The organism is Streptomyces rectiverticillatus, assembly GCF_013394065.1.
GTDB classification, from domain to species: Bacteria; Actinomycetota; Actinomycetes; order Streptomycetales; family Streptomycetaceae; genus Streptomyces; species Streptomyces rectiverticillatus.
Genome location: NZ_CP040752.1, coordinates 3,200,208 through 3,220,645, shown reverse-complemented (window position 1 = coordinate 3,220,645; position 20,438 = coordinate 3,200,208). Strand labels below are relative to the sequence as shown.

The window sequence follows — 20,438 nt, the reverse complement described above, 5'->3', positions numbered from 1 at the left end:
GCCGTGGCGCGTAGCGCAGTGAGATCGCGGTGCGCGTCACCCGGGCCGGTGGCGCGCACCGCGATCTCACCGCTTCGGCGTCTGACGCCGAAACTCCGAGGAATGCCGCATCCTTGGAGTGTGACTCCTCCCCGGCGGAGGCCGAGGCTTCTCACTCGGCCGGCAGAGACCTCATGACGGACAAGCCTTGCCCGGTGCCGTGTGGCACGGGGCACAAGCTATCGGTGGAGTCATGGGCGCGGGGCGGGCATACCCGGAAGGGGGCGACACGAGACGTGAGTGCGAGGACGCCGACACGTAACGGTTCGGCGCACGACGACGAGGGCGATGCCGTGGAACGCCCGGCGTCGAGGCACCATGGAACGATGCGCGACGACGAGACCCCGGTGCCCCCGGCTGCGGCGGCCGCCCCGGGAGAGATCGGCGCCCTTGTCGCCCGCGCTGTCGAGGGTGACCGGCGGGCCACCCACGACCTGCTGGCCCTCGTGCACCCCCTCGCGCTGCGCTACTGCCGCACCCGGCTGTCGCGGCTGCCGGGTGATGCCCGCCACTTCGTGGACGACCTCGCACAGGAGGTCTGTCTCGCCGTGCTCTGCGCCCTGCCCCGCTACCGCGACACCGGGCGCCCCTTCGAAGCCTTCGTCGTGGCCATCGCCGCGCACAAGGTCGCCGACCTCCAGCGGGCCGCCATGCGCCACCCCGGCAGCACGGCCGTGCCCTCCGACGAGATGCCCGAGCAGCCGGACGATTCGCTCGGGCCGGAGGAGCGGGCCCTGCTCAGCAGCGATGCGGAGTGGGCCAAGAAGCTCCTCGCAAGCCTTCCGGAGAACCAGCGCGAGCTGGTCCTGCTGCGCGTCGCCATCGGCATGACCGCCGAGGAGACGGGGCAGATGCTGGGCATGTCGCCGGGTGCGGTGCGGGTCGCGCAGCACCGGGCGCTCAGCAGGCTGCGCGCGCTGGCCGAGCAGTAGGGGCCGGCCGAGCAGTAGGGCCGGCGGGCAGGAGGGCCGGCCGAGCGGGAGACCCAAGGGCCACCGCGGCCCGCCTTCGTACGAATCTCCAAGTGACGCGATCCTCAGCCGTCGTGGAATGGGACACGTGTGGCGGCCGTTAGCATGGGAGTCCGCGCTGGGGCAAGACCATTTGGGAAGGTGTCATGACTGACAACGTCGACGGAATGCCCGGGAAATTCGCGATGCTCGGTCTGACTTACGACGACGTCCTGCTGCTGCCGGGCGCTTCGGAGGTCCTGCCGAACGCCGTCGACACCTCCTCCCGGGTCTCGCGCAACGTCCGGGTGAACATCCCGCTGATGTCGGCGGCGATGGACAAGGTCACCGAGGCACGCATGGCCATCGCCATGGCCCGCCAGGGCGGCGTGGGCGTCCTGCACCGCAATCTCTCCATCGAGGACCAGGCCAACCAGGTCGACCTGGTCAAGCGCTCCGAGTCCGGCATGGTCACCGACCCGATCACGGTCCGCCCGGACGCCACCCTCGCCGACGCGGACGCGCTCTGTGCGCGCTTCCGCATCAGCGGCGTGCCGGTCACCGACCCGGCCGGCAAGCTCCTCGGCATCGTCACCAACCGCGACATGGCCTTCGAGCTCGACCGCAGCCGCCAGGTGCGCGAGGTCATGACGCCGATGCCGCTGGTCACGGGCAAGGTCGGGATCTCCGGCGAGGACGCCATCGAGCTGCTCCGCCGCCACAAGATCGAGAAGCTGCCGCTGGTCGACGACGCCGGTGTGCTCAAGGGCCTCATCACGGTCAAGGACTTCGTCAAGGCCGAGCAGTACCCGAACGCCGCCAAGGACGCCGAGGGCCGCCTGATCGTCGGCGCCGCGGTGGGCGTGGGTGACGAGGCCTACGAGCGCGCCCAGGCCCTCGTCGAGGCCGGTGCCGACTTCCTGGTCGTCGACAGCGCCCACGGCCACAGCCGCGGCATCCTCGACATGATCGCCAAGGTCAAGTCCAACATCAACGTCGATGTCGTCGGCGGCAACGTCGCCACCCGCGACGGCGCCCGGGCGCTCATCGACGCCGGTGTCGACGGCGTCAAGGTCGGCGTCGGCCCGGGCTCGATCTGCACCACCCGCGTCGTCGCCGGCATCGGCGTCCCGCAGGTCACCGCGATCTACGAGGCCGCGCAGGCGTGCCACGCCGCGGGCGTGCCGCTGATCGGCGACGGCGGCCTGCAGTACTCGGGCGACATCGCCAAGGCGATCGCTGCCGGTGCCGACGCGGTGATGCTCGGCTCGCTGCTCGCGGGCTGCGAGGAGTCGCCGGGCGAGATGGTCTTCATCAACGGCAAGCAGTTCAAGTCCTACCGGGGCATGGGCTCGCTGGGCGCCATGCAGTCGCGCGGCCAGGCCCGCTCCTTCTCCAAGGACCGCTACTTCCAGGACAACGTCCTCTCCGAGGACAAGCTCGTCCCCGAGGGCATCGAGGGCCAGGTGCCCTACCGCGGCCCGCTGGGCTCGGTGGCCCACCAGCTCATCGGCGGCCTGCGCGCCTCCATGGGCTATGTCGGCTCCGCCAACATCCAGGAGCTCAAGGACAAGGGCACCTTCGTCCGCATCACGTCGGCGGGCCTCAAGGAGAGCCACCCGCACGACATCCAGATGACGGTGGAGGCGCCGAACTACTCCCGCCGGTAGTAGTACGCGTTTAAAGCATTTTTACGGAGCCCGCGACCGCTCAGGCCGCGGGCTCCGCCGCGTCGGGGATACTGGATGCGGCAGGACGTAGAAGGAAAGGCCACACACGTGACTGAGATCGAGATCGGGCGCGGCAAGCGCGGCCGCCGGGCGTACGCATTCGACGACATCGCCGTCGTCCCGAGTCGCCGTACCCGCGACCCGAAGGAGGTCTCGATCGCCTGGCAGATCGACGCCTACCGCTTCGAGCTGCCGTTCCTGGCCGCCCCGATGGACTCGGTCGTCTCGCCCGAGACCGCCATCCGCATCGGCGAGCTGGGCGGCCTGGGCGTCCTCAACCTCGAGGGCCTGTGGACCCGCTACGAGGACCCGGAGCCGCTGCTCGCCGAGATCGCCGAGCTGGACGAGACCGCCGCGACCAAGCGTCTGCAGGAGGTCTACGCCGAGCCGATCAAGGAAGAGCTGATCGGCCAGCGCATCAAGGAGGTCCGCGACTCCGGTGTCGTGACCGCCGCCGCGCTCTCCCCGCAGCGCACCGCGCAGTTCTCCAAGGCCGTCGTCGACGCCGGCGTGGACATCTTCGTGATCCGCGGCACCACGGTCTCCGCCGAGCACGTCTCCGGCGCCGCCGAGCCGCTGAACCTCAAGCAGTTCATCTACGAGCTCGACGTGCCGGTCATCGTCGGCGGCTGCGCCACGTACACCGCCGCCCTGCACCTGATGCGCACGGGCGCGGCCGGTGTCCTCGTCGGCTTCGGCGGCGGCGCCGCGCACACCACCCGCAACGTCCTGGGCATCCAGGTCCCGATGGCGACCGCCGTGGCCGACGTGGCCGCCGCCCGCCGCGACTACATGGACGAGTCCGGCGGCCGCTACGTGCACGTCATCGCCGACGGCGGCGTGGGCTGGTCCGGCGACCTGCCCAAGGCCATCGCCTGCGGTGCCGACGCGGTCATGATGGGCTCCCCGCTCGCCCGCGCCACCGACGCGCCGGGCCGCGGCTTCCACTGGGGCATGGAGGCCGTCCACGAGGACGTGCCGCGCGGCAAGCGGATGAACCTGGGCACGGTCGGCTCCACCGAGGAGATCCTCACCGGTCCCTCGCACACCCCGGACGGCTCGATGAACATGTTCGGCGCCCTGCGCCGCGCCATGGCCACGACGGGCTACAGCGACCTCAAGGAGTTCCAGCGGGTCGAGGTGACGGTCGCGCCGTCGCAGCACGACCAGCGCTGACACAGAGCAGCTGACGCCCGAAGGGCCCGGACCGCGACGGCGGTCCGGGCCCTTCGGCGTCGTGCCGTGCGGGGCTGCGGGTGTCAGCCGCCCAGCTTGCGGGCGGTCTGGAAGGCGCCCGCGCCGCCGAGTATGAAGAAGAGCGCGTCGATCGGCTCCAGGTACTCCTGCCAGGCCTCGGACAGCGAGTCGAAGTGCTCGAAGATGATCGTGGTGACCGGGACGCGGAAGACGTCGCTCAGCTCCAGGGCGATGCCGAAGATCTGGCCCAGGTAGACGCCGAGGAGCCCGAGGAGAGCACCGACCACCGGCAGGGCGGGGTTGCGGCCGCCGACCTTGCCCAGGGCGGCGCCGATGAGGGCGCCCGTACCGACGGCGAGATAGCCGATCTGGCCGCCGTCGGAGGCCTTGAGGATCCCGCCGTAGACACCGGCTCCGACGAGCATGGCCACGATGCCGAGCACCACGGCGAGGCCGGGGTTGCCCCGGCGGACGGGCGGGGGCGGCGGCGGGAAGCCGCCGGGAGGGCCGTACGGCGGCGGAGGCTGCTGCCCGTAGCCGAAGGGCGGCTGCTGGGGAGGGTGGGGCTGGTGCTGCTGCGGCGGGTACGGCTGGGGCGGCGGCTGGCCGTACGGGTTGTGCTGCGGTGGCTGCTGCGGTTGCTGCGGCTGCTGCCAGGGCTGGCTCATCTGCGATGTCCCCCGAATGTGCTCGGTGTTGAGTAAGGGCCAAAAGGTATCAGCGTGCTACGACAGCAGTCTGTTACCCACAGCGAGCACACGGCTGTGAACACCGTATAAAAGTTCGACCGTAAGGAATAATGGCAACTTATGGCGCAAAGCAAGTCGTTCAGCGGCAGGGACATGGGGATCGACCTCGGCACGGCGAACACGCTGGTGTACGTGCGCGGGAAGGGAGTGGTGCTCAACGAACCGTCAGTCGTCGCCGTGAACGCCGACGACGGCAGCGTGCTCTCGGTCGGCTCCGAGGCCAAGGAGACCATCGGCCGCACCCCCTCGAACATCGTCGCGGTCCGCCCGCTGCGCGACGGCGTCATAGCCGACTTCGAGGTGGCCGAGCGCATGATGCGGCACTTCATCAAGAAGGTCATGGGCAACCGCTTCTTCGCCCGTCCCCGCGTCGTGGTGTGCGTGCCCTCCGGCATCACCGGTGTCGAGCGGCGCGCCGTCATCGAGGCCGCCTCGCGCGCCGGGGCCCGTCAGGTGCACCTCGTCGAGGAGCCCATGGCGGCGGCGATCGGCGCGGGCCTGCCCGTCAGCGAGCCGACCGGCTGCATGGTCGTCGACATCGGCGGCGGTACGACCGAGGTCGCCGTCATATCCCTGGGCGGCATCGTCACCGCCCGCTCCGTGCGCACCGCCGGCGACGCGATGGACGCGGCGATCATCTCGTACGTGAAGAAGGAGTACTCCCTCGCGATCGGCGAACGCACCGCGGAGGAGATCAAGATGAACATCGGCTCCGCCGCGCCGACCGGCTACTGGTCCGCGGCCGGGCTGGCCGCCCTCGCCAAGCAGCTGGAGAAGGACACCGGCCTGGATGCGGTCGGCGGCGACCCGGAGGAGACCCAGGGCCTCAAGCCGCCGGAGCGCTGCACCATCCGCGGCCGCGACCAGGTCAGCGGCCTGCCCAAGACGCGCGAGCTGACGGCCGACGAGATCCGCCACGCGCTGTCGGAGCCCGTCGACGCCATCGTCATGGCGGTCCGCCAGACCCTCGACGAGACCCCGCCGGAGCTCTCCGGCGACATCATGGACCGCGGCATCGTCCTCACGGGCGGCGGCGCGCTGCTGCGCGGCCTCGACGTCCGGCTGAGCAAGGAGCTCGACATCCCGGTCATCATCGCCGACGACCCGCTGGACTGCGTGGCGGTCGGCACGGGCCGCTGTGTGGAGGACTTCGCGGCCCTGAGGACGGTCCTGGACGCGCCGAACAGGGCGCTGGGTCTGGGGCGGCTGTAGCGCCGGGCCCTCCGTGCGGAGCGGCTCCCTGCAGGCTCCCTTACAAGCGATGCCCCGCGCCGGCGGGAGTCGCCCCGCGCGTGTCCAGCAGCAGCTGCGCCTTCACCGCAAGGCCTTGCAGGTCGTAGGTCCGGTGATGCTGCAGCAGCACCGTAAGGTCGGCCGCGGCCGCAGCCTCGTACACGCTGTCGGCCCGCGGCACCGGCCGCCCCATCACCCGCCACTGCGCCACGTGCGGGTCGTGGTAGCTGAGCTGCGCCCCCAGCTCCATCAGCCGTGAGGCGATCTCGCGGGCGGGCGATCCCTGCTGATCGGAGACGTCGGCCTTGTAGCTGACCCCCAGCAGCAGGACGCGGGCCCCGCGCGCGGACTTGCCGTGTTCGTTGAGGAGCGTGGCGCACCGCTGGGTGACGTAGCGCGGCATGCGCCCGTTGACCTCCTGGGCGACTTCCACCATCCGCAGCGGATAGCCGAGGCTGCGGCCCTTGTAGGACAGGTAGTTGGGGTCGATGGGCACGCCGGGGCCGCCGACCCCGGGCCCCGGGCGGAAGGCCTGGAAGCCGAAGGGCTTGGTCTCGGCGCAGCGCACGACGTCCCACAGGTCGACGCCGATGTCGTGGCAGAAGACGGCCATCTCGTTGACGAGCGCGACGTTGACGTACCGGTAGTTGGTCTCGAGGACGCGGACGGCCTCCGCCTCGCGCGGCCCGCGCGCGCGGACGACCTTCTCGCAGACTCGCCCGTAGAAGGCGGCGGCGGCCTCCGTGCACGCCGGGGTGAGGCCGCCGATGACCTTGGGGATGCCGGCGTAGCCGTGGCGCTTGGTGCCCGGGTCCACCCGGGTGGGGGAGTAGGCCAGGTGGAAGTCGTGGCCGGCGCGCAGCCCGGAGCCGGATTCGAGCAGGGGGCGCAGGTATTCCTCCGTGGCGCCGGGGTAGACGGGGGACTCCAGGAGAACAGTGGTGTGCGGGCGCAGCCGTACCGCGAGCGCCCGGGCGGCGGCGCCGATGGCGGAGAGGTCGAGGGCCCTGTCCTCGCCGAGCCGGGTGGGGGCGCAGATCACGGCGGTACGCACCTTGCCGAGCTCGGCGTCGGCGGTCGTGGGGCGGAAGCCGGCGGCGAGCATCCGGCGGACCTCGGCGGCGGTGAGGGAGCCGTCGGCGCACTCCTGGGGGAGCCGCCCGGCGCGCAGCTCGGCGACGGTGTGCGGGTCGGGGTCGTAGCCGATGGTGTCGATGCCGGCGGCGGTCGCGGCCTGGGCGAGGGGGAGTCCGAGGTGGCCGAGTCCGATGACGGCGAGATCTGCGGGCATGGCGAGGCGGTCCTTCCCGGGGAGCCGGGGGTTCGGCACGCGAACGAGTTACATCAGGTTAAGCGGATATATGACTGTTATTCGGGATCAACGCGGCGCGGCTCGCTCCGCTGCGCCGCCGGCGCGGCCAAACCCGCCGATCTGGGGCAGCATCGAAGGGGAAGCGCGGAAGCACGGAAGCGCGGAAGCGCGGAAGCACGGAGCGCAGGGACCAGCGGAGCAACCGGCGGCCGAAACGGAGGCAGCGGTGAGGACAGCGACACTCGGGCCGGACGAGCGCAGTGCGGCACTCGCCCGGATGGCGGAGCAGGAACTGGACGTCCTGGTCGTCGGCGGCGGGGTCGTCGGCGCGGGCACCGCGCTCGACGCGGCCACGCGGGGGCTCACGACGGGACTCGTCGAGGCGCGCGACTGGGCGGCGGGCACCTCCAGTCGTTCCAGCAAGCTCATCCACGGCGGCCTGCGCTACCTGGAGATGCTCGACTTCGCCCTCGTCAGAGAGGCCCTCAAGGAGCGCGGACTGCTGCTGGAGCGGCTCGCCCCGCACCTGGTCAAGCCCGTGCCGTTCCTCTATCCGCTGCAGCACCACGGGTGGGAGCGCCTCTACGCGGGCTCGGGCGTCGCGCTCTACGACGCGATGTCGGTCTCCTCCGGGCACGGCCGCGGACTGCCCACCCACCGTCACCTCACCCGCAAGCGGGCCCTGCGCGTCGCGCCCTGTCTGAAGAAGGACGCGCTGGTGGGCGCGCTGCAGTACTACGACGCCCAGATGGACGACGCCCGCTACGTCGCCACCATCGTGCGCACGGCGGCGGCCTACGGCGCCCACGTCGCCAACCGGGCGCGGGTGACCGGCTTCCTGCGCGAGGGCGAGCGGGTGGTCGGCGCCACGGTGCGCGACCTGGAGCAGGGCGGGGAGTTCGAGGTCCGGGCGCGGCAGATCGTCAACGCCACGGGGGTGTGGACGGACGACACTCAGAAGCTCATCGCCGAGCGCGGCCAGTTCCACGTCAGGGCCTCGAAGGGCATCCACCTGGTGGTGCCGAAGGACCGCATCCACTCCACCACCGGGCTGATCCTGCGCACCGAGAAGAGCGTGCTCTTCGTGATCCCCTGGGGCAGGCACTGGATCATCGGCACGACCGACACGGACTGGGACCTGGACAAGGCCCACCCCGCCGCGTCGAGCGCGGACATCGACTACCTGCTGGAGCACGTCAACGCCGTCCTGGCCGTGCCGCTGACGCGGGACGACGTACAGGGAGTGTACGCGGGGCTGCGTCCCCTGCTGGCCGGTGAGTCGGACGCGACCAGCAAGCTCTCGCGTGAGCACACCGTGGCCCACCCCGTGCCGGGGCTGGTGGTCGTGGCGGGCGGGAAGTACACCACGTACCGCGTGATGGCCAAGGACGCCGTGGACGAGGCGGTCCACGCGCTCGACCGGCGCGTGGCCGAATGCGTCACGGAGGACGTGCCGCTCGTCGGGGCGGAGGGCTACAAGGCGTTGTGGAACGGGCGCGCACGGATCGCCCAGAACACCGGCCTGCATGTGGCGCGCGTGGAGCACCTCCTGAACCGGTACGGCTCGATGGTGGACGAACTGCTGGAGCTCGTCGCGGCCGACCCCTCCCTGGGCGATCCGCTCACCGGCGCCGACGACTACCTCCGGGCCGAGGTCGTCTACGCCGCCTCGCACGAGGGGGCGCGCCACCTCGACGACGTCCTCACCCGGCGGACCCGCATCTCCATCGAGACCTTCGACCGCGGCACGCGCAGCGCCCGCGAGGCCGCCGAGCTGATGGCACCGGTGCTGGGCTGGGACCGGTCGCAGGTGGAGAGGGAGGTCGAGCGCTACGAGAAGCGGGTGGAGGCCGAGCGCGAATCGCAGTTGCAGCCCGACGACCTGACGGCGGATGCGGCGCGGCTGGGGGCGCCGGACGTCCAGCCGATCTGATGCCTTTGAGTCGGTGTCTGTGAGCCGGTGTCTCTGATCAGATATCTGTGAGCAGGTATCTCAGATATCTGTGATCCGATGCCGCCGATGCTCCGTTGGGGCAGTTGTGTCCGGTGAGCTCTGATGAGCGTCATGTGACAGCCTCGACGCGCCGGGAACCGTCCTGTCCGAAACCCGGTCCTGTAAAGGCAACGGACTCGTGCGGCACCCGTGGCCGTCGCCGTGCCGGGCGCCGCCGGGCTCTCGCGGCGCAGGTGGGCCGGGCCGGTGCGGCAGCGGCCGGCGTGCGCCGCGCGGAGGGCGAAGGGCGGCGGTGCGCCCGTATTGTCCGCCGGCCCGCGGACCCTGGCCTTCCGCCGGTCCGCGGATGAGAGACAATGGTGGCTCTGCCAGGGTCGGTTGGTCGCAGAGCTGATTGCCAGAGGGGACGCATGTCGGAGGCGGAGCAGACGCAGGGCACGGCAGGGCGCCTCCTGGCCGGGCGGTACCGCCTCGGGGACGTCCTCGGCCGCGGCGGCATGGGCACGGTCTGGCGTGCCAGTGACGAGACCCTGGGCCGTACGGTCGCCGTGAAGGAACTGCGGTTCCCGGCCAACATTGACGAGGACGAGAAGCGACGCCTCATCACGCGCACGCTGCGCGAGGCGAAGGCCATCGCCCGGATCCGCAGCGCGGGTGCGGTCACCGTCTACGACGTCGTGCACGAGGACGACCGCCCCTGGATCGTCATGGAGCTCATCGAGGGCCGCTCGCTCGCCGATGTCATCCGCGAGGACGGGCCGCTGAAGTGGCGTCGGGCGGCCGAGGTCGGCCTCGCCGTCCTCGACGTGCTGAGCGCGGCCCACCGCCAGGGCATCCTGCACCGCGACGTGAAGCCGTCCAACGTGCTCATCTCGGACGACGGCCGCGTCGTCCTCACCGACTTCGGCATCGCGCAGGTCGAGGGCGACCCCTCCGTCACCTCCACCGGCATGCTCGTCGGCGCCCCCTCGTACATCTCCCCCGAGCGCGCCCGCGGCCACAAGCCCGGCCCGCCCGCGGACCTCTGGTCGCTGGGCGGCCTGCTCTACGCGGCGGTCGAGGGCGTCCCGCCGTACGACAAGGGCTCGGCCATAGCCACCCTCACCGCCGTGATGACCGAGCCGCTCGGCCCGCCGAAGAACGCCGGCCCGCTGGCCGAGGTCATGTACGGGCTGCTCGCCAAGGACCCGGAGAAGCGGCTCGACGAGGCGGGCGCCCGCGCGCTGCTCACCGACGCCGTCAACGCCCCCGACGAGCGCCTGCCCCCCAAGCCGAAGCCGGCCGCACCGGACCTGGACGCCACGCAGGCCATCGCCGTCCCGCCGATACCGGAGTCGGCCGTACCTGCCCGACCGCAGGTCAAGCCCGCCGTGAAGCGGGCGGGCGAGCCCGTGGCCAAGCCTGCGCACGCGCCTTCGCCGCAGGGGCCGCCGCGCGTCGCGCCCCCGGCCCCCGGCACACCGCTCGCCGCGGGCGCCGACTCCACCACCCGTCAGTTCTCCGGTGACGCCCCGGGCGGGCGGGGGAGCGCGGGTGGCAGCCTGCTCGGTACGCGGCAGGGCGGTGGCGTGCGCAAGCCCATCCTGGAGACCGTGCCGCGGCGGACGCTGGTCGTCGCGGCGGTCGTCGTCGTGCTGGCCGTGCTCGGCACGGTCCTCGCCTTCGCGCTGAGCGGCGGTGACGACGAAGGCGGCAAGGAAGGCAAGTCCGCGACCAAGCACGTTCCTTCGGCCGGGGCGTCGGGCAAGGCGGACGCCCAGGGCAAGGGGGGCAAGGACCTCAAGGTCAAGTCCGCTTCCGCCGCCGCTTCCGCCGGCGCTGCCGCGTCCGCCTCCGTCTCCGTCTCCGTCCCGGGCGGTCAGGGCGGCCCGGACATCGCCGGGTTCAAGCGGATCGAGAACGACGAATACCACTTCACGATCGCCGTACCGGAGGGCTGGAAGCAGACCGGCACCGCCGGTGAGCACTCGGGCGCCATCTACAGTGCGTCCGGCGGCTTCCCGCGCGTCCAGGTCGACTTCGGCTCCGACCCGAAGTCGGACGCCGCCAAGGAGTGGCGCGACGCCGATGCGGGCGCCCGGCACAGCATGCCGAACTACAAGGGGCTGTCCGTCCAGGAGATCCGCGGCTGGGAGGGGCACGACTACCCGACCATCGCGGACTGGTCGTTCGAGCGCGACCAGAACGGCAGGCGCGTCCAGGTCCTCAACCGCGGCTTCAAGGTGGACGACGAGCGCGGCTACGCCATCATGATCACGTGCGAGAAGGGCAAGTGGGGCGACGCCGAGTGCCGGGCACTGCGGGACGCGGCGTTCAGGACCTTCACGCCGGAGGACTGACCCACTCCCGCTACCCGGGAGGCTGGAGCCGACCTTTCTGACGGGTGTGGCGCGACGGACGACACCCCGGTCCATCCCCGGTGCCATGTACTGAGCCGTACGCGCCCGAAGGGGCGGGTTCGGCACGTATCGTGAGGTGTCGTGGACGGTACGCAGCCGCAATAGGCGGCAAATTGACCGCTGTTGGCGGTTGTCCGGGCATTCGGGCGAGGTGCGGATCGCGCGCTTGGGGAGGCGTCGTGGACGACTACGCAGGGCGGATCCTGGCCGACCGGTATCGCCTGCCCCTGCCGCCGTCCGACGTCTTCGAGCTCGTCGAGACCCGTGCCTTCGACACCTTGAGCGGGCAGGAGGTCCTCGTCCGGCAGGTCCCGCTGCCGGAGGTCGTGGAAGCCGAGGTGCTGGACGGCGCCCCGGGCGCTGCCCACGCCGGGGCGGGCCGTACGCCTGGTGCTGCTGGTGCGTTCGGGGCCTCCGGTGCCGACAGCGATCCGGCGGTGAGGCGGGCACTGGCCGCCGCCGCGGCCGCCGCGCAGGTCCCCGATCACCCCCGGCTCGACCAGGTCTTCCACGTCTTCGCCGAGGGTGGCAGCCTGTGGGTCGTCAGCGAGCTGCTGCCCGCCCGCCCGCTCGCCGCGCTGCTCGCCGAGCGCCCCCTCTCGCCCCACCGTGCCGCCGAGGTCGCCGCCGACGTCCTCACCGCCCTGCGCGCCCTGCACGCCCACGGCTGGACCCACCGCAACATCACCACGCGCACGGTCCTCATCTGCGACGACGGCCGCGCCATCCTCACCGGCCTGGCCGCCGGCGCCGCCGAGGAAGCCCTCTGCGGCTACAACCCCGTCCCGGACGGCCGGACCCCACCCGCGGACTCCGACGGCCAGGGCGGAGTGCCGATACCACGGGGCCGCGGCGGCTCGGCGGGCCGGGGAGACGGCGCGAGGGGTACGCCGGGAGGCGGACCGGACGGGTGCGGGCCGGGTGGATCTGCTCCGGGTGGAGGCGCGCCGGGCGGATACGGGCCGGGCGGAGGTCCGCTGGACGGACACGGCCCGATCGGAGGCGCGCCGGGCTCAGCCGAGCCGGGCCCGGGGCCCGCGCAGCCTCCGTACCAGGACCAGGGAGCCGCGGGCGGATTCCTGCCGCCGAGCGGCCGGGTAGCACCGGTCAGGCCTTGGCCGCCGGAGGGTTTCCGCCCTCTGACGACGGGCGGGTCGTCAGCGGGCCCGCTGACGACCGGCCGGAGCCCCGGGCACCCGGGGCCGGATGGGCAGGGCTTCGGCCGTCCGGGTGGGCGGAGCGCCGGGCAACCGGGCGGGCAGGACGCCGGCTATCCGGGCGGGCCGAGTGCGGGTCGCCCGGGTGGGCAGGGGGCCGGGTCGTCGGGTGGCCGGGGTTTTGGGTTGTCGGGAGATCAGGCCACCGGGCGTCCGGGCGGGCCGAGTGCGGGTCGCCTGGGTGGGCAGGGTGCCGGGTCGTCGGGTGGCCAGGGCCTTGGGTTGTCGGGGGATCAGGCCTCCGGGCGTCCGGGCGGACAGAGCACGAGCCGCCCCGGTGGGCAGGGCGCCGGGTATCCCGGCGGGCCGGGCGCGGGGGTGCCGGGGCCGGGTGGGCGGAGTGCGGGGCTGCCGGGCGGGCAAGGGGCTGGAGCCGGGCAACCGGTCGGGCAGGGTGCTGGTGATGCCGGGGTGCCGGGCGTGGGATCGGCGGGTGGCCAAGGGGCCGGTCGCCCCGGTGGGCAGGGGCCCGGGCGTCCGAGTGGGCAGGGCGCTGGGCACATGGGCCGGCAGGGTGCCGGTCAGTCGGGCGGCCCGGGTGCCGGGCGTCCGGGCGGGCAGAGTCCTCTCCGGCCGGGTGCGCAAGGCGCCGGGCGGGAAGGTGGGCCTCGGCAGGTGCGGTCTGCGGCTATCGCGGCCTATCGCGAAGGGGCCGCCCGGGCTGCGGCCGCGCGCGCGGCCGGGAGGAACGCGTCGTCCGCGACGCCGACGGGCTCGTCCACGTGGGGCGGCGGCAGCGCCGCCAGCGGCTCCGCCCCGGTGCCGGCGCCCCGGACCGCCGGCCCTCTCCACGGCGCACCCCCCGGCAGGAACCGGTCCCGAGGCCCCGCCGATGGGACGAACGCCGCCCGGCCGGACGTCCCCGAAGTGAAGCTTCCCGGGAAGGCGGACTCCTGGCCCGGCCTCCCCGGCCTGACTCCCGGCCCGCCCCCTCCTCGCCCCGCCGTCACCCCGCCGCGCGCGCCCGCCGATTCCGCCGGAGGCCGGGGTGCTGCACCCGCTCCCCCGCCGCCCCGTCCTGCCGTCAACGCCCCCGATGCCTCGGCCGTCTGGGGGGCTCCCGGGCAGCAGCCCGGGAGCCCCCTCGCCGCCGAGCGTGCCCGGCAGGCCCGGATGGTCGTCGTCGGGGCCGTCACCGAGCGGTGGGCCCCGGAGCAGGCGTGGCCCGTCCAGGAGAGCTGGCAGCTGGCGCCCCCGGTCGGCCCCGCGGCCGACTTGTGGGCGCTCGGGGCCCTGCTCTTCCGCGTCGTGCAGGGGCACGCCCCCTACCCGGAGGACAGCGCGGCCGAGCTGGTGCGGATCGTGTGCGCGGAGCCGCCCGCGTTCGCCGAGGAGTGCGGCGCCCTGCGCCCCGTGGTCGAGTCGCTGATGCGCAAGGACCCGGCCGAGCGCCCGGAGTTCGAGGAGCTCCGCGGCTGGCTGCGCTCCCTGATCCGTTCGGCACCGGAACCGGATCCCGGCGGCCGCACGATCACCGTGCCGCCCGCCGAGCCGGAGGAGCCCCCGGCGGACGGCAGGCACCGGCTCCCGGTCGTCCGGCGCAAGGGAGAGGTCGTGCGCCGCAGGCGCGGCAGCCGTTCCATCACGGCCGTGGACACCGCCCCCGCCGTGCACGGCCGTCACAAGAAGACGGCCAAGGACAACGCTCCTGCCGCCCACCCCGCGGAGCCCCGCACCGGCCACCTGCAGGAGCAGCGCGGGCGCCCCGCCCGCTCGGCCTACGGCCTGGGCCGGTTGCTGCTGGGCCTGGTCCTGCTGCTCCTCACCGGTGCCGTGCTGTACGCGATGCTGTTCATGCCGCGCGCCGAGGAGAGCGCGGGCCAGGCGGGCCGGGCGCCCGCGGACCTCACGGGCACGGCGGGTGCACGCAGCGCTGCGCCCCATGCACCGGCCACTACGGGCAAGTCGGGCGGGAGCAGCCCGCCGGCGACGTCGGCGGCGCCGGTCACGTCAGCTTCGCCGGAAGCGCGGAGCGCCGACTCCGGCGGTCCCGCCGAGGGCTTCGCCTTGCGTCAGGACCCCAAGGGGTTCACCGTGGCTGTCGCCGAGGACTGGCAGCGCCGGGGGGAGAACGACCGCGGGCAGGTCGTCTACGCCGGAGGGGACTATCGGCTCATCGTGGTGCCCGGCCGGGACAAGGTGGCGGAGTTCGGCAGCGACCCGATGGCGTACCAGCAGGAGAAGGAGCCCGAGCTGGCGGCGTACCGCTCCTCGTCGTGGTCCGGGGCCTCCGGGCTGCGCCGTATCGACGTGGGCCGGACGGCGTCCGCGGAGGGCACGTTCAACTGGACGGACAGCAGTGGCCGCCAGGTCTACGTGCGCAACTCCGCCACGATCCTGGGCGGTCGCTATCACCTGCTGCAGGTGATCGGTCCGGTGGACGAGCAGCGCGCGGTGGACCGCTTCTTCGAGCAGGCGGCGGCCGCCTACCGGGCGGACTGACCGGGCTCGCTGCACGCTCCGAAGCGCTCCCGCAGTTTGTACTTGAGTACTTTGCGCAGGGTGTTGTCGCGGGGGAGCAGGGCGACCAGTTCCAGCTGTTCCGGGATCTTGTGTACGGACAGCCCGGCGCCCGTCAGGTGGGAGGCGAGCTCGCCGAGGGTGAGCGGCGCGGCTCCGGGGGGCTGCTGGACGACGGCGCAGACGCGTTCTCCGCGTACGGGGTCGGGCAGTCCGATCACTGCGGCGTCGTCGACGGCGGGGTGGCGCCGCAGCAGCTGTTCGACTTCCTGGGCGGAGATGTTCTCGCCTTTGCGGATGATGACGTCCTTGGCGCGGCCGGTGAGGACGAGGTGGCCTCCGGCGGTGAGGAAGCCGAGGTCGCCGGTGATGAGGAAGCCGTCGGCGTCGAAGGCCTCGGCCGTCTGGGCGGGGTCGAGGTAGCCCCGGCACACGGCTTCGCCGCGCAGCCGTATCCCGCCTTCGGTGCCGGTCGGTACGGGCTCGCCGTGCGCATCGGTCACGCGGATCTCCATGCCCGCGGGCGGTCGGCCTTCCGTGCGGGCGAGGTGTTCCGCCGTGTCCTCCGGGTCCCCCATGGTGATCATCGGGGCTTCGGTCATGCCGTAGCCGTGCGCCAGCCGGCACCCCAGCTCGCGGGCCACCTCGTCGTAGAGCTCCGGCGGCCGGGGCGCGCCGCCGCCCGCCAGGAGCCGGAGGGTGGGGATGATCTTGCGCCTGGGCTGTTTGCGCTGCTCGGCGAGGAACATCGAGTAGAAGGCGGTCGATCCGCCCGCGACGGTGACGCCGTTGCGGCGGTAGGCACCGAGCGAGCCGGGCAGGGAGAAGTGCTCCACGAGGAGGGCGGGGAAGCCGCGCAGGAGGAGCATCACGGTGTAGTCGGGGCCTGCGACGTGTGCGTAGGGGAAGGCCATGGACCCGACGTCCTGCGGGGTGAGCCGCAGTGCGGCGGCCAGGCAGGCGCCGGCGGTGATGAGCCCGCGGTCGGTGTGCAGGACGCCCTTCGGGGCGGAGGTGGTGCCGGAGGTCCAGTAGATCCAGCGGACGGCGGTGCCGTCGGCGGGCGGGGGCGGGAGCGCCGCGGGGTCCCCTTCGGGCAGGCCGGCGTGGGCGGTGAGGACGAGGGGCGGTGCGGGGAGCGCGAGGGCGAGCCGGCACGCCATGACGGAGTGGTCGAAGCCCCGCCATATGCCGGGGACGGCGAAGAACCCGGCCTCTGTGGCCCGTAGCGCGTGGCCGACCTCATGGTCGCGGTAGGAGGGGATGAGGGGCGTCTGTACGGCGCCGAGGCGGGCCAGCGCGAAGGACAGGACGACGGTCTCGGTGCGGGTGGGCAGCTGCCAGGCCACCCGGCTGCCGGGGCGCACTCCGAGCGCGTACAGCCCGGCGGCGGTGCGTTCGGCGCGCGTCCGCAGCTCCCCGAAGGTCGTCGTGCGATCGCCCGCCCCGGGCCCGGCGCCGTCCGGCTCGTCGGCCTGGATGAGGGCCGGTGCGCCGGGGGTCAGCTCCGCGCGGCGGTCGAGCAGCTCCCACAGGGTGCGGGAGGCGGACAGGTCGTCGGCGGCGCGGGTCATGGCGGGCCCTCCCCGTAACTGACTGTGCGTCAGAGAAGTGCCGCGAAGCGTAGGCCGTCACGGCTTGTCGGTCCAGGGGGGCGGGGCTAGCCTCAGAGCTGACTGACCGTCAGATAACGGGAGGGCCCCCGATGGAACTGCCCCGCATCGTCAGCGTCGACGACCACGTCATCGAGCCCGCCCACCTCTTCGAGCGCTGGCTGCCCGCCCGCTACCGCGACCGCGGCCCCCGCCCCCTGACCGCCGGCATCGGCCGGCTCGAGTACACCGGCGGCAAGTACGCCATCTCCATGGACCCCGACGGGCCGCCCGCCGACTGGTGGATCTACGAGGACCTTCGCTTCCCCTACAAGCGCAACATCGCCGCCGTCGGCTTCGACCGCGACGAGATGACCCTGGAGGGCATCACCCGCGCCGAGATGCGCCCCGGCTGCTGGGACCCCGCGGAACGCCTCAAGGACATGGACCTCAACCACGTCGAGGCATCCCTCTGCTTCCCGACCTTCCCGCGCTTTTGCGGCCAGACCTTCGCCGAGGCGCACGACAAGGAGGTCGCCCTCGCGTGCGTACGCGCCTACAACGACTGGATGGTCGAGGAATGGTGCGGCGGCAGCGGCGGGCGGCTCATCCCCCTGTGCCTCATCCCGCTGTGGGACGTGGACCTCGCCGTCGCCGAGATCCACCGCAACGCCGCCCGCGGCGTACGGGCCGTGACCTTCAGCGAGCTCCCCGCCTGCCTCGGCCTCCCCAGCATCCACACCGGCTACTGGGACCCCTTCTTCGCCGCCTGCCAGGAGACCGGCACCGTCGTCAACATGCACATCGGCTCCTCCTCGCAGATGCCCGCCGCATCCCCGGACGCGCCGGCCGCCGTCCAGGCGACCCTGTCCTTCAACAACGCCATGGCCTCGATGGCCGACTTCCTCTTCAGCGGCGTCCTCGTGCGCTACCCCCGCCTCAAACTCGCCTACAGCGAGGGCCAGATGGGGTGGATCCCTTACGCACTGGAGCGCGCCGACGACGTCTGGGAGGAACACCGCGCCTGGGGCGGCGTGCGCGACATCGTCCCCGAGCCGCCCTCCACCTACTACTACCGCCAGATGTTCTGCTGCTTCTTCCGCGACAAGCACGGCGTCGCCTCGCTCGACGTCGTCGGCCGCGACAACGCCACCTTCGAGACCGACTACCCCCACGTCGACTCGACCTTCCCCCACACCAGGCAGGTCGCCCTCGAGCACGTACAGGGACTGGACGACGAGACCGTCCGCAAGCTGATGCGCGGCAACGCCATCCGCATGCTCGGCCTGGACCTCGACCCCATGGGCGGGTGAGGCGCGATGGACCTCACCCTCACCCGGGAAGAGGAGGACTTCCGCCGACGGCTGCGGGCCTGGCTCCACGACACCCTGCCCGGGCTGCCCCCCGAGCCGCCCGCCGACGACTGGCCCGCACGCCGCGCCTACGACTGTGCCTGGCAGCGCGCCCTCCACGACGCCGGCTACGCGGGCCTGCACTGGCCCGCCGAAGCCGGCGGCCGCGGAGCCACCCCCGCCCAGCACCTGATCTTCATCGAGGAGACCGAGCGAGCCGGAGCCCCCTACGTCGGCGCCAACTTCGTCGGGCTCCTGCACGCGGGCCCCACCATCGCCGCCGAGGGCACCGCGGCCCAGCGCGCCCGCTGGCTGCCCCCGATCCTGCGCGGCGAGGAGATCTGGTGCCAGGGCTTCTCGGAACCCGACGCCGGCTCCGACCTGGCCTCCTTGCGCACCCGGGCCGTTCGCGACGGCGACTCCTACGTCATCACCGGCAGCAAGATCTGGACCTCCCACGCCGAGGTGGCCGACTGGTGCGAACTCCTCGTCCGCACCGACCCCGCGGCCCCCCGGCACCACGGCATCTCCTGGCTCGCCCTGCCGATGAACGCCCCCGGCGTCACCGTTCGTCCGCTGCGCACGCTCGCGGGAACCACGGAGTTCGCCGAGGTGTTCCTCGACGAGGTGCGGGTGCCGGCGACCCACCGCGTCGGCCCCGAGAACGACGGCTGGCGCGTCAGCATGGTCACCCTCTCCTACGAGCGCGGCACCGCCTTCGCGGGCGAGGTCGTCGCCTGCCGCCGCACACTCGCCCGGCTCGCCCGCACCGCCCGCGCCAACGGCCGCTGGGACGACGCGGTACTGCGCCGCCGCCTCGGCCGTCTGCACGCCGAGTTCACGGCGCTGTGGCGGCTCGTCCAGTGGAACGTCAGCCAAGCCGCCCACGCCGCGCTCACCGGCGGCGACGGAGTCCCGGGCGCCGGCGGCTCCGTCTTCAAGCTGCGCTACTCCCAGGCCCGCCAGGAGCTCTACGAGGCCGCCGCCGAGGTGCTCGGACCGGAGTCCCTGGACGCCCGCCAGGAGTGGACGGCGCAGCGCCTGTCCTCGCTCTCCTACACGATCGCCGCGGGCACCTCCCAGATCCAGCGCAACATCATCGCCGAGCGCATCCTCGGCCTCCCCAAGGGGCGATGACCATGGACTTCCGCCTCACCGACGACCAACGGGCCCTGCAGGCGGGGATGCGGAGCCTCCTCGCCGCCCGCCATCCCCGCGAGCGGCTGCGAGCCCTGGCCGACTCCCCTTCGCCGGCCGGCCCCCGCGGGCCGGACCGCGCGCTGTGGCGGGCCCTGGGGGAGGCCGGTTTCTTCTCCCTGCGGCTGGCGGAGAAGGACGGCGGCGTGGGGCTCGGGATGCCCGAGGCGGTGCTCCTCTTCGAGGAGGCCGGGCGCGCCCTGCTGCCGGGGCCGCTCGTCGCCACGCACCTGGCCGCGGGCCTCGTCGCGGGGGCGGCCGAGGGCGACTGTGTGGTGACGGCCCTGGATGGTCCAGGAGCGGCCGAGCACCTCGCCTCCGCCGCGGCCGTCCTGCTGCTCGACGGCCCGGCTGCCCGGCTCCTGCACGCGGGCACCGGGGGAGCCCCCCGAGCCCTGCGGGCACGCCCCGTCCGGTGCGTGGACCCGACGACACCCCTCCACCTCGTACGGCAGCTGCCCCAGGAGCAGGGCAGCGCCGTGCCCGACCTGCCCGCCGATGCGGCCCGGATGCGGCGGGAGGCCGCCCTGCTGACCGCCGCGCAGCAACTCGGCAGCGCCTTGCGGACCGTCGAGCTGGCGGTCTCCCACGCCCGGCACCGTTCCCAGTTCGGCCGCCCGGTCGGCGGCTTCCAGGCGGTGCAGCACCTCTGCGCCGAGATGCTCGTGCGCGCCGAGCTCGCGCGTGCCGCGGTCTATGCGGCGTCACTCTCGGTCGAAGCCGATGAACCGGCTGAAATCGCCGCCGCCAAACTGCTTGCTGACAGTGCAGCCGTGCGCAACGCTCGTGACTGTCTGCAAGTGCACGGTGGCCTGGGGTTCACCTGGGAATCCGACGTTCATCTGCACCTCAAACGCGCCTGGCTGAGGCTCCGTCAATGGCAGCCCTCCGCCGATTCCGAGGAATTGCTTGCGAATACCCTGCTTCGCGATGCTTCACACATCCCGGGGCGCGGTCCGGCGAATGATGCAACGGATGTTCTGGACGCAGAGAATGTCACGGCGTAATCGTCATGGGCGAAATGCCGGTCATGTCATGTCGAACTGCTCGCAGCATG

At 72.9% G+C, this 20,438-nt stretch carries 13 protein-coding genes and 1 pseudogene; 11 read left to right on the top strand and 3 right to left on the bottom strand.

Features of this window, described 5'->3' with window-relative positions; genetic code table 11:
• The first annotated feature begins 365 nt into the window (after nucleotides 1-365).
• The 3 genes from FGW37_RS13730 to FGW37_RS13720 all read left to right on the top strand — a co-directional run bounded on the left by FGW37_RS13730 (nucleotide 366) and on the right by FGW37_RS13720 (nucleotide 3,895).
• Nucleotides 366-971 (top strand): sigma-70 family RNA polymerase sigma factor, encoded by a 606-nt coding sequence (locus FGW37_RS13730; RefSeq protein ID WP_179081341.1) that lies wholly within the window; start codon nucleotides 366-368, stop codon nucleotides 969-971.
• 185 nt (nucleotides 972-1,156) lie between these two features.
• Nucleotides 1,157-2,659: an IMP dehydrogenase gene (gene guaB, locus FGW37_RS13725; protein WP_179081340.1), complete on the top strand. Its 1,503-nt coding sequence runs from the start codon at nucleotides 1,157-1,159 to the stop codon at nucleotides 2,657-2,659.
• 108 nt (nucleotides 2,660-2,767) lie between these two features.
• Entirely contained in the window at nucleotides 2,768-3,895 is a 1,128-nt protein-coding gene (locus tag FGW37_RS13720) for a GuaB3 family IMP dehydrogenase-related protein (protein WP_179081339.1), read from the top strand.
• A gap of 83 nt (nucleotides 3,896-3,978) precedes the next feature.
• Here the strand turns inward: FGW37_RS13720 and FGW37_RS13715 are convergent, their stop codons facing one another.
• Complete coding sequence (locus FGW37_RS13715; protein ID WP_179081338.1) at nucleotides 3,979-4,584, bottom strand: hypothetical protein; 606 nt, start codon at nucleotides 4,582-4,584, stop codon at nucleotides 3,979-3,981.
• A gap of 141 nt (nucleotides 4,585-4,725) precedes the next feature.
• On the opposite strand from FGW37_RS13715, the gene FGW37_RS13710 reads away from it, so the two are divergent.
• Nucleotides 4,726-5,877: a rod shape-determining protein gene (locus FGW37_RS13710; protein ID WP_179081337.1), complete on the top strand. Its 1,152-nt coding sequence runs from the start codon at nucleotides 4,726-4,728 to the stop codon at nucleotides 5,875-5,877.
• A 40-nt stretch (nucleotides 5,878-5,917) separates the two neighbouring features.
• On the opposite strand, the gene FGW37_RS13705 is transcribed toward FGW37_RS13710, so the two are convergent.
• On the bottom strand, nucleotides 5,918-7,189 hold the full coding sequence (locus tag FGW37_RS13705; protein WP_179081336.1) for a nucleotide sugar dehydrogenase: 1,272 nt from the start codon (nucleotides 7,187-7,189) through the stop codon (nucleotides 5,918-5,920).
• 247 nt (nucleotides 7,190-7,436) lie between these two features.
• Between FGW37_RS13705 and FGW37_RS13700 the strand changes: the two genes are divergently transcribed.
• The 4 genes and pseudogenes from FGW37_RS13700 (at nucleotide 7,437) to FGW37_RS33980 (ending at nucleotide 15,222) form a co-directional block, all read left to right on the top strand.
• Nucleotides 7,437-9,143, top strand: coding sequence for a glycerol-3-phosphate dehydrogenase/oxidase (locus FGW37_RS13700; RefSeq protein ID WP_179081335.1), 1,707 nt, complete (start codon nucleotides 7,437-7,439; stop codon nucleotides 9,141-9,143).
• Between the two features lie 431 nt (nucleotides 9,144-9,574).
• Complete coding sequence (locus tag FGW37_RS13695) at nucleotides 9,575-11,503, top strand: serine/threonine-protein kinase (protein ID WP_179081334.1); 1,929 nt, start codon at nucleotides 9,575-9,577, stop codon at nucleotides 11,501-11,503.
• Nucleotides 11,504-11,547: 44 nt separating this feature from the next.
• A pseudogene (locus FGW37_RS33985) lies at nucleotides 11,548-12,273 on the top strand (protein kinase); the annotation flags it as partial.
• 1,374 nt (nucleotides 12,274-13,647) lie between these two features.
• Nucleotides 13,648-15,222, top strand: coding sequence for a serine/threonine-protein kinase (locus tag FGW37_RS33980; RefSeq protein ID WP_343067232.1), 1,575 nt, complete (start codon nucleotides 13,648-13,650; stop codon nucleotides 15,220-15,222).
• Here FGW37_RS33980 and FGW37_RS13685 read toward each other — a convergent pair.
• Complete coding sequence (locus tag FGW37_RS13685) at nucleotides 15,207-16,814, bottom strand: class I adenylate-forming enzyme family protein (protein ID WP_179081332.1); 1,608 nt, start codon at nucleotides 16,812-16,814, stop codon at nucleotides 15,207-15,209. The two genes, FGW37_RS33980 and FGW37_RS13685, sit on opposite strands and share 16 nt — an antisense overlap.
• Nucleotides 16,815-16,945: 131 nt before the next feature.
• Between FGW37_RS13685 and FGW37_RS13680 the strand changes: the two genes are divergently transcribed.
• From FGW37_RS13680 to FGW37_RS13670, 3 genes are read left to right on the top strand one after another with little or no spacing between them, the layout of a single operon-like run.
• Nucleotides 16,946-18,145, top strand: a complete 1,200-nt coding sequence (locus FGW37_RS13680; protein WP_179081331.1) for an amidohydrolase family protein — start codon at nucleotides 16,946-16,948, stop codon at nucleotides 18,143-18,145.
• A gap of 6 nt (nucleotides 18,146-18,151) precedes the next feature.
• Entirely contained in the window at nucleotides 18,152-19,321 is a 1,170-nt protein-coding gene (locus tag FGW37_RS13675) for an acyl-CoA dehydrogenase family protein (protein ID WP_179081330.1), read from the top strand.
• A 2-nt stretch (nucleotides 19,322-19,323) separates the two neighbouring features.
• On the top strand, nucleotides 19,324-20,388 hold the full coding sequence (locus FGW37_RS13670; RefSeq protein ID WP_179084686.1) for an acyl-CoA dehydrogenase family protein: 1,065 nt from the start codon (nucleotides 19,324-19,326) through the stop codon (nucleotides 20,386-20,388).
• Nucleotides 20,389-20,438: the final 50 nt, after the last annotated feature.

Coding starts and splice junctions, on each gene's coding strand:
- FGW37_RS13730 (WP_179081341.1), top strand. CDS start 366: ATGCGCGACGACGAGACCCCGGTGCCCCCGGCTGCGGCGGCCGCCCCG.
- guaB (WP_179081340.1), top strand. CDS start 1,157: ATGACTGACAACGTCGACGGAATGCCCGGGAAATTCGCGATGCTCGGT.
- FGW37_RS13715 (WP_179081338.1), bottom strand. CDS start 4,584: ATGAGCCAGCCCTGGCAGCAGCCGCAGCAACCGCAGCAGCCACCGCAG.
- FGW37_RS13710 (WP_179081337.1), top strand. CDS start 4,726: ATGGCGCAAAGCAAGTCGTTCAGCGGCAGGGACATGGGGATCGACCTC.
- FGW37_RS13705 (WP_179081336.1), bottom strand. CDS start 7,189: ATGCCCGCAGATCTCGCCGTCATCGGACTCGGCCACCTCGGACTCCCC.
- FGW37_RS13695 (WP_179081334.1), top strand. CDS start 9,575: ATGTCGGAGGCGGAGCAGACGCAGGGCACGGCAGGGCGCCTCCTGGCC.
- FGW37_RS13685 (WP_179081332.1), bottom strand. CDS start 16,814: ATGACCCGCGCCGCCGACGACCTGTCCGCCTCCCGCACCCTGTGGGAG.
- FGW37_RS13680 (WP_179081331.1), top strand. CDS start 16,946: ATGGAACTGCCCCGCATCGTCAGCGTCGACGACCACGTCATCGAGCCC.
- FGW37_RS13675 (WP_179081330.1), top strand. CDS start 18,152: ATGGACCTCACCCTCACCCGGGAAGAGGAGGACTTCCGCCGACGGCTG.
- FGW37_RS13670 (WP_179084686.1), top strand. CDS start 19,324: ATGGACTTCCGCCTCACCGACGACCAACGGGCCCTGCAGGCGGGGATG.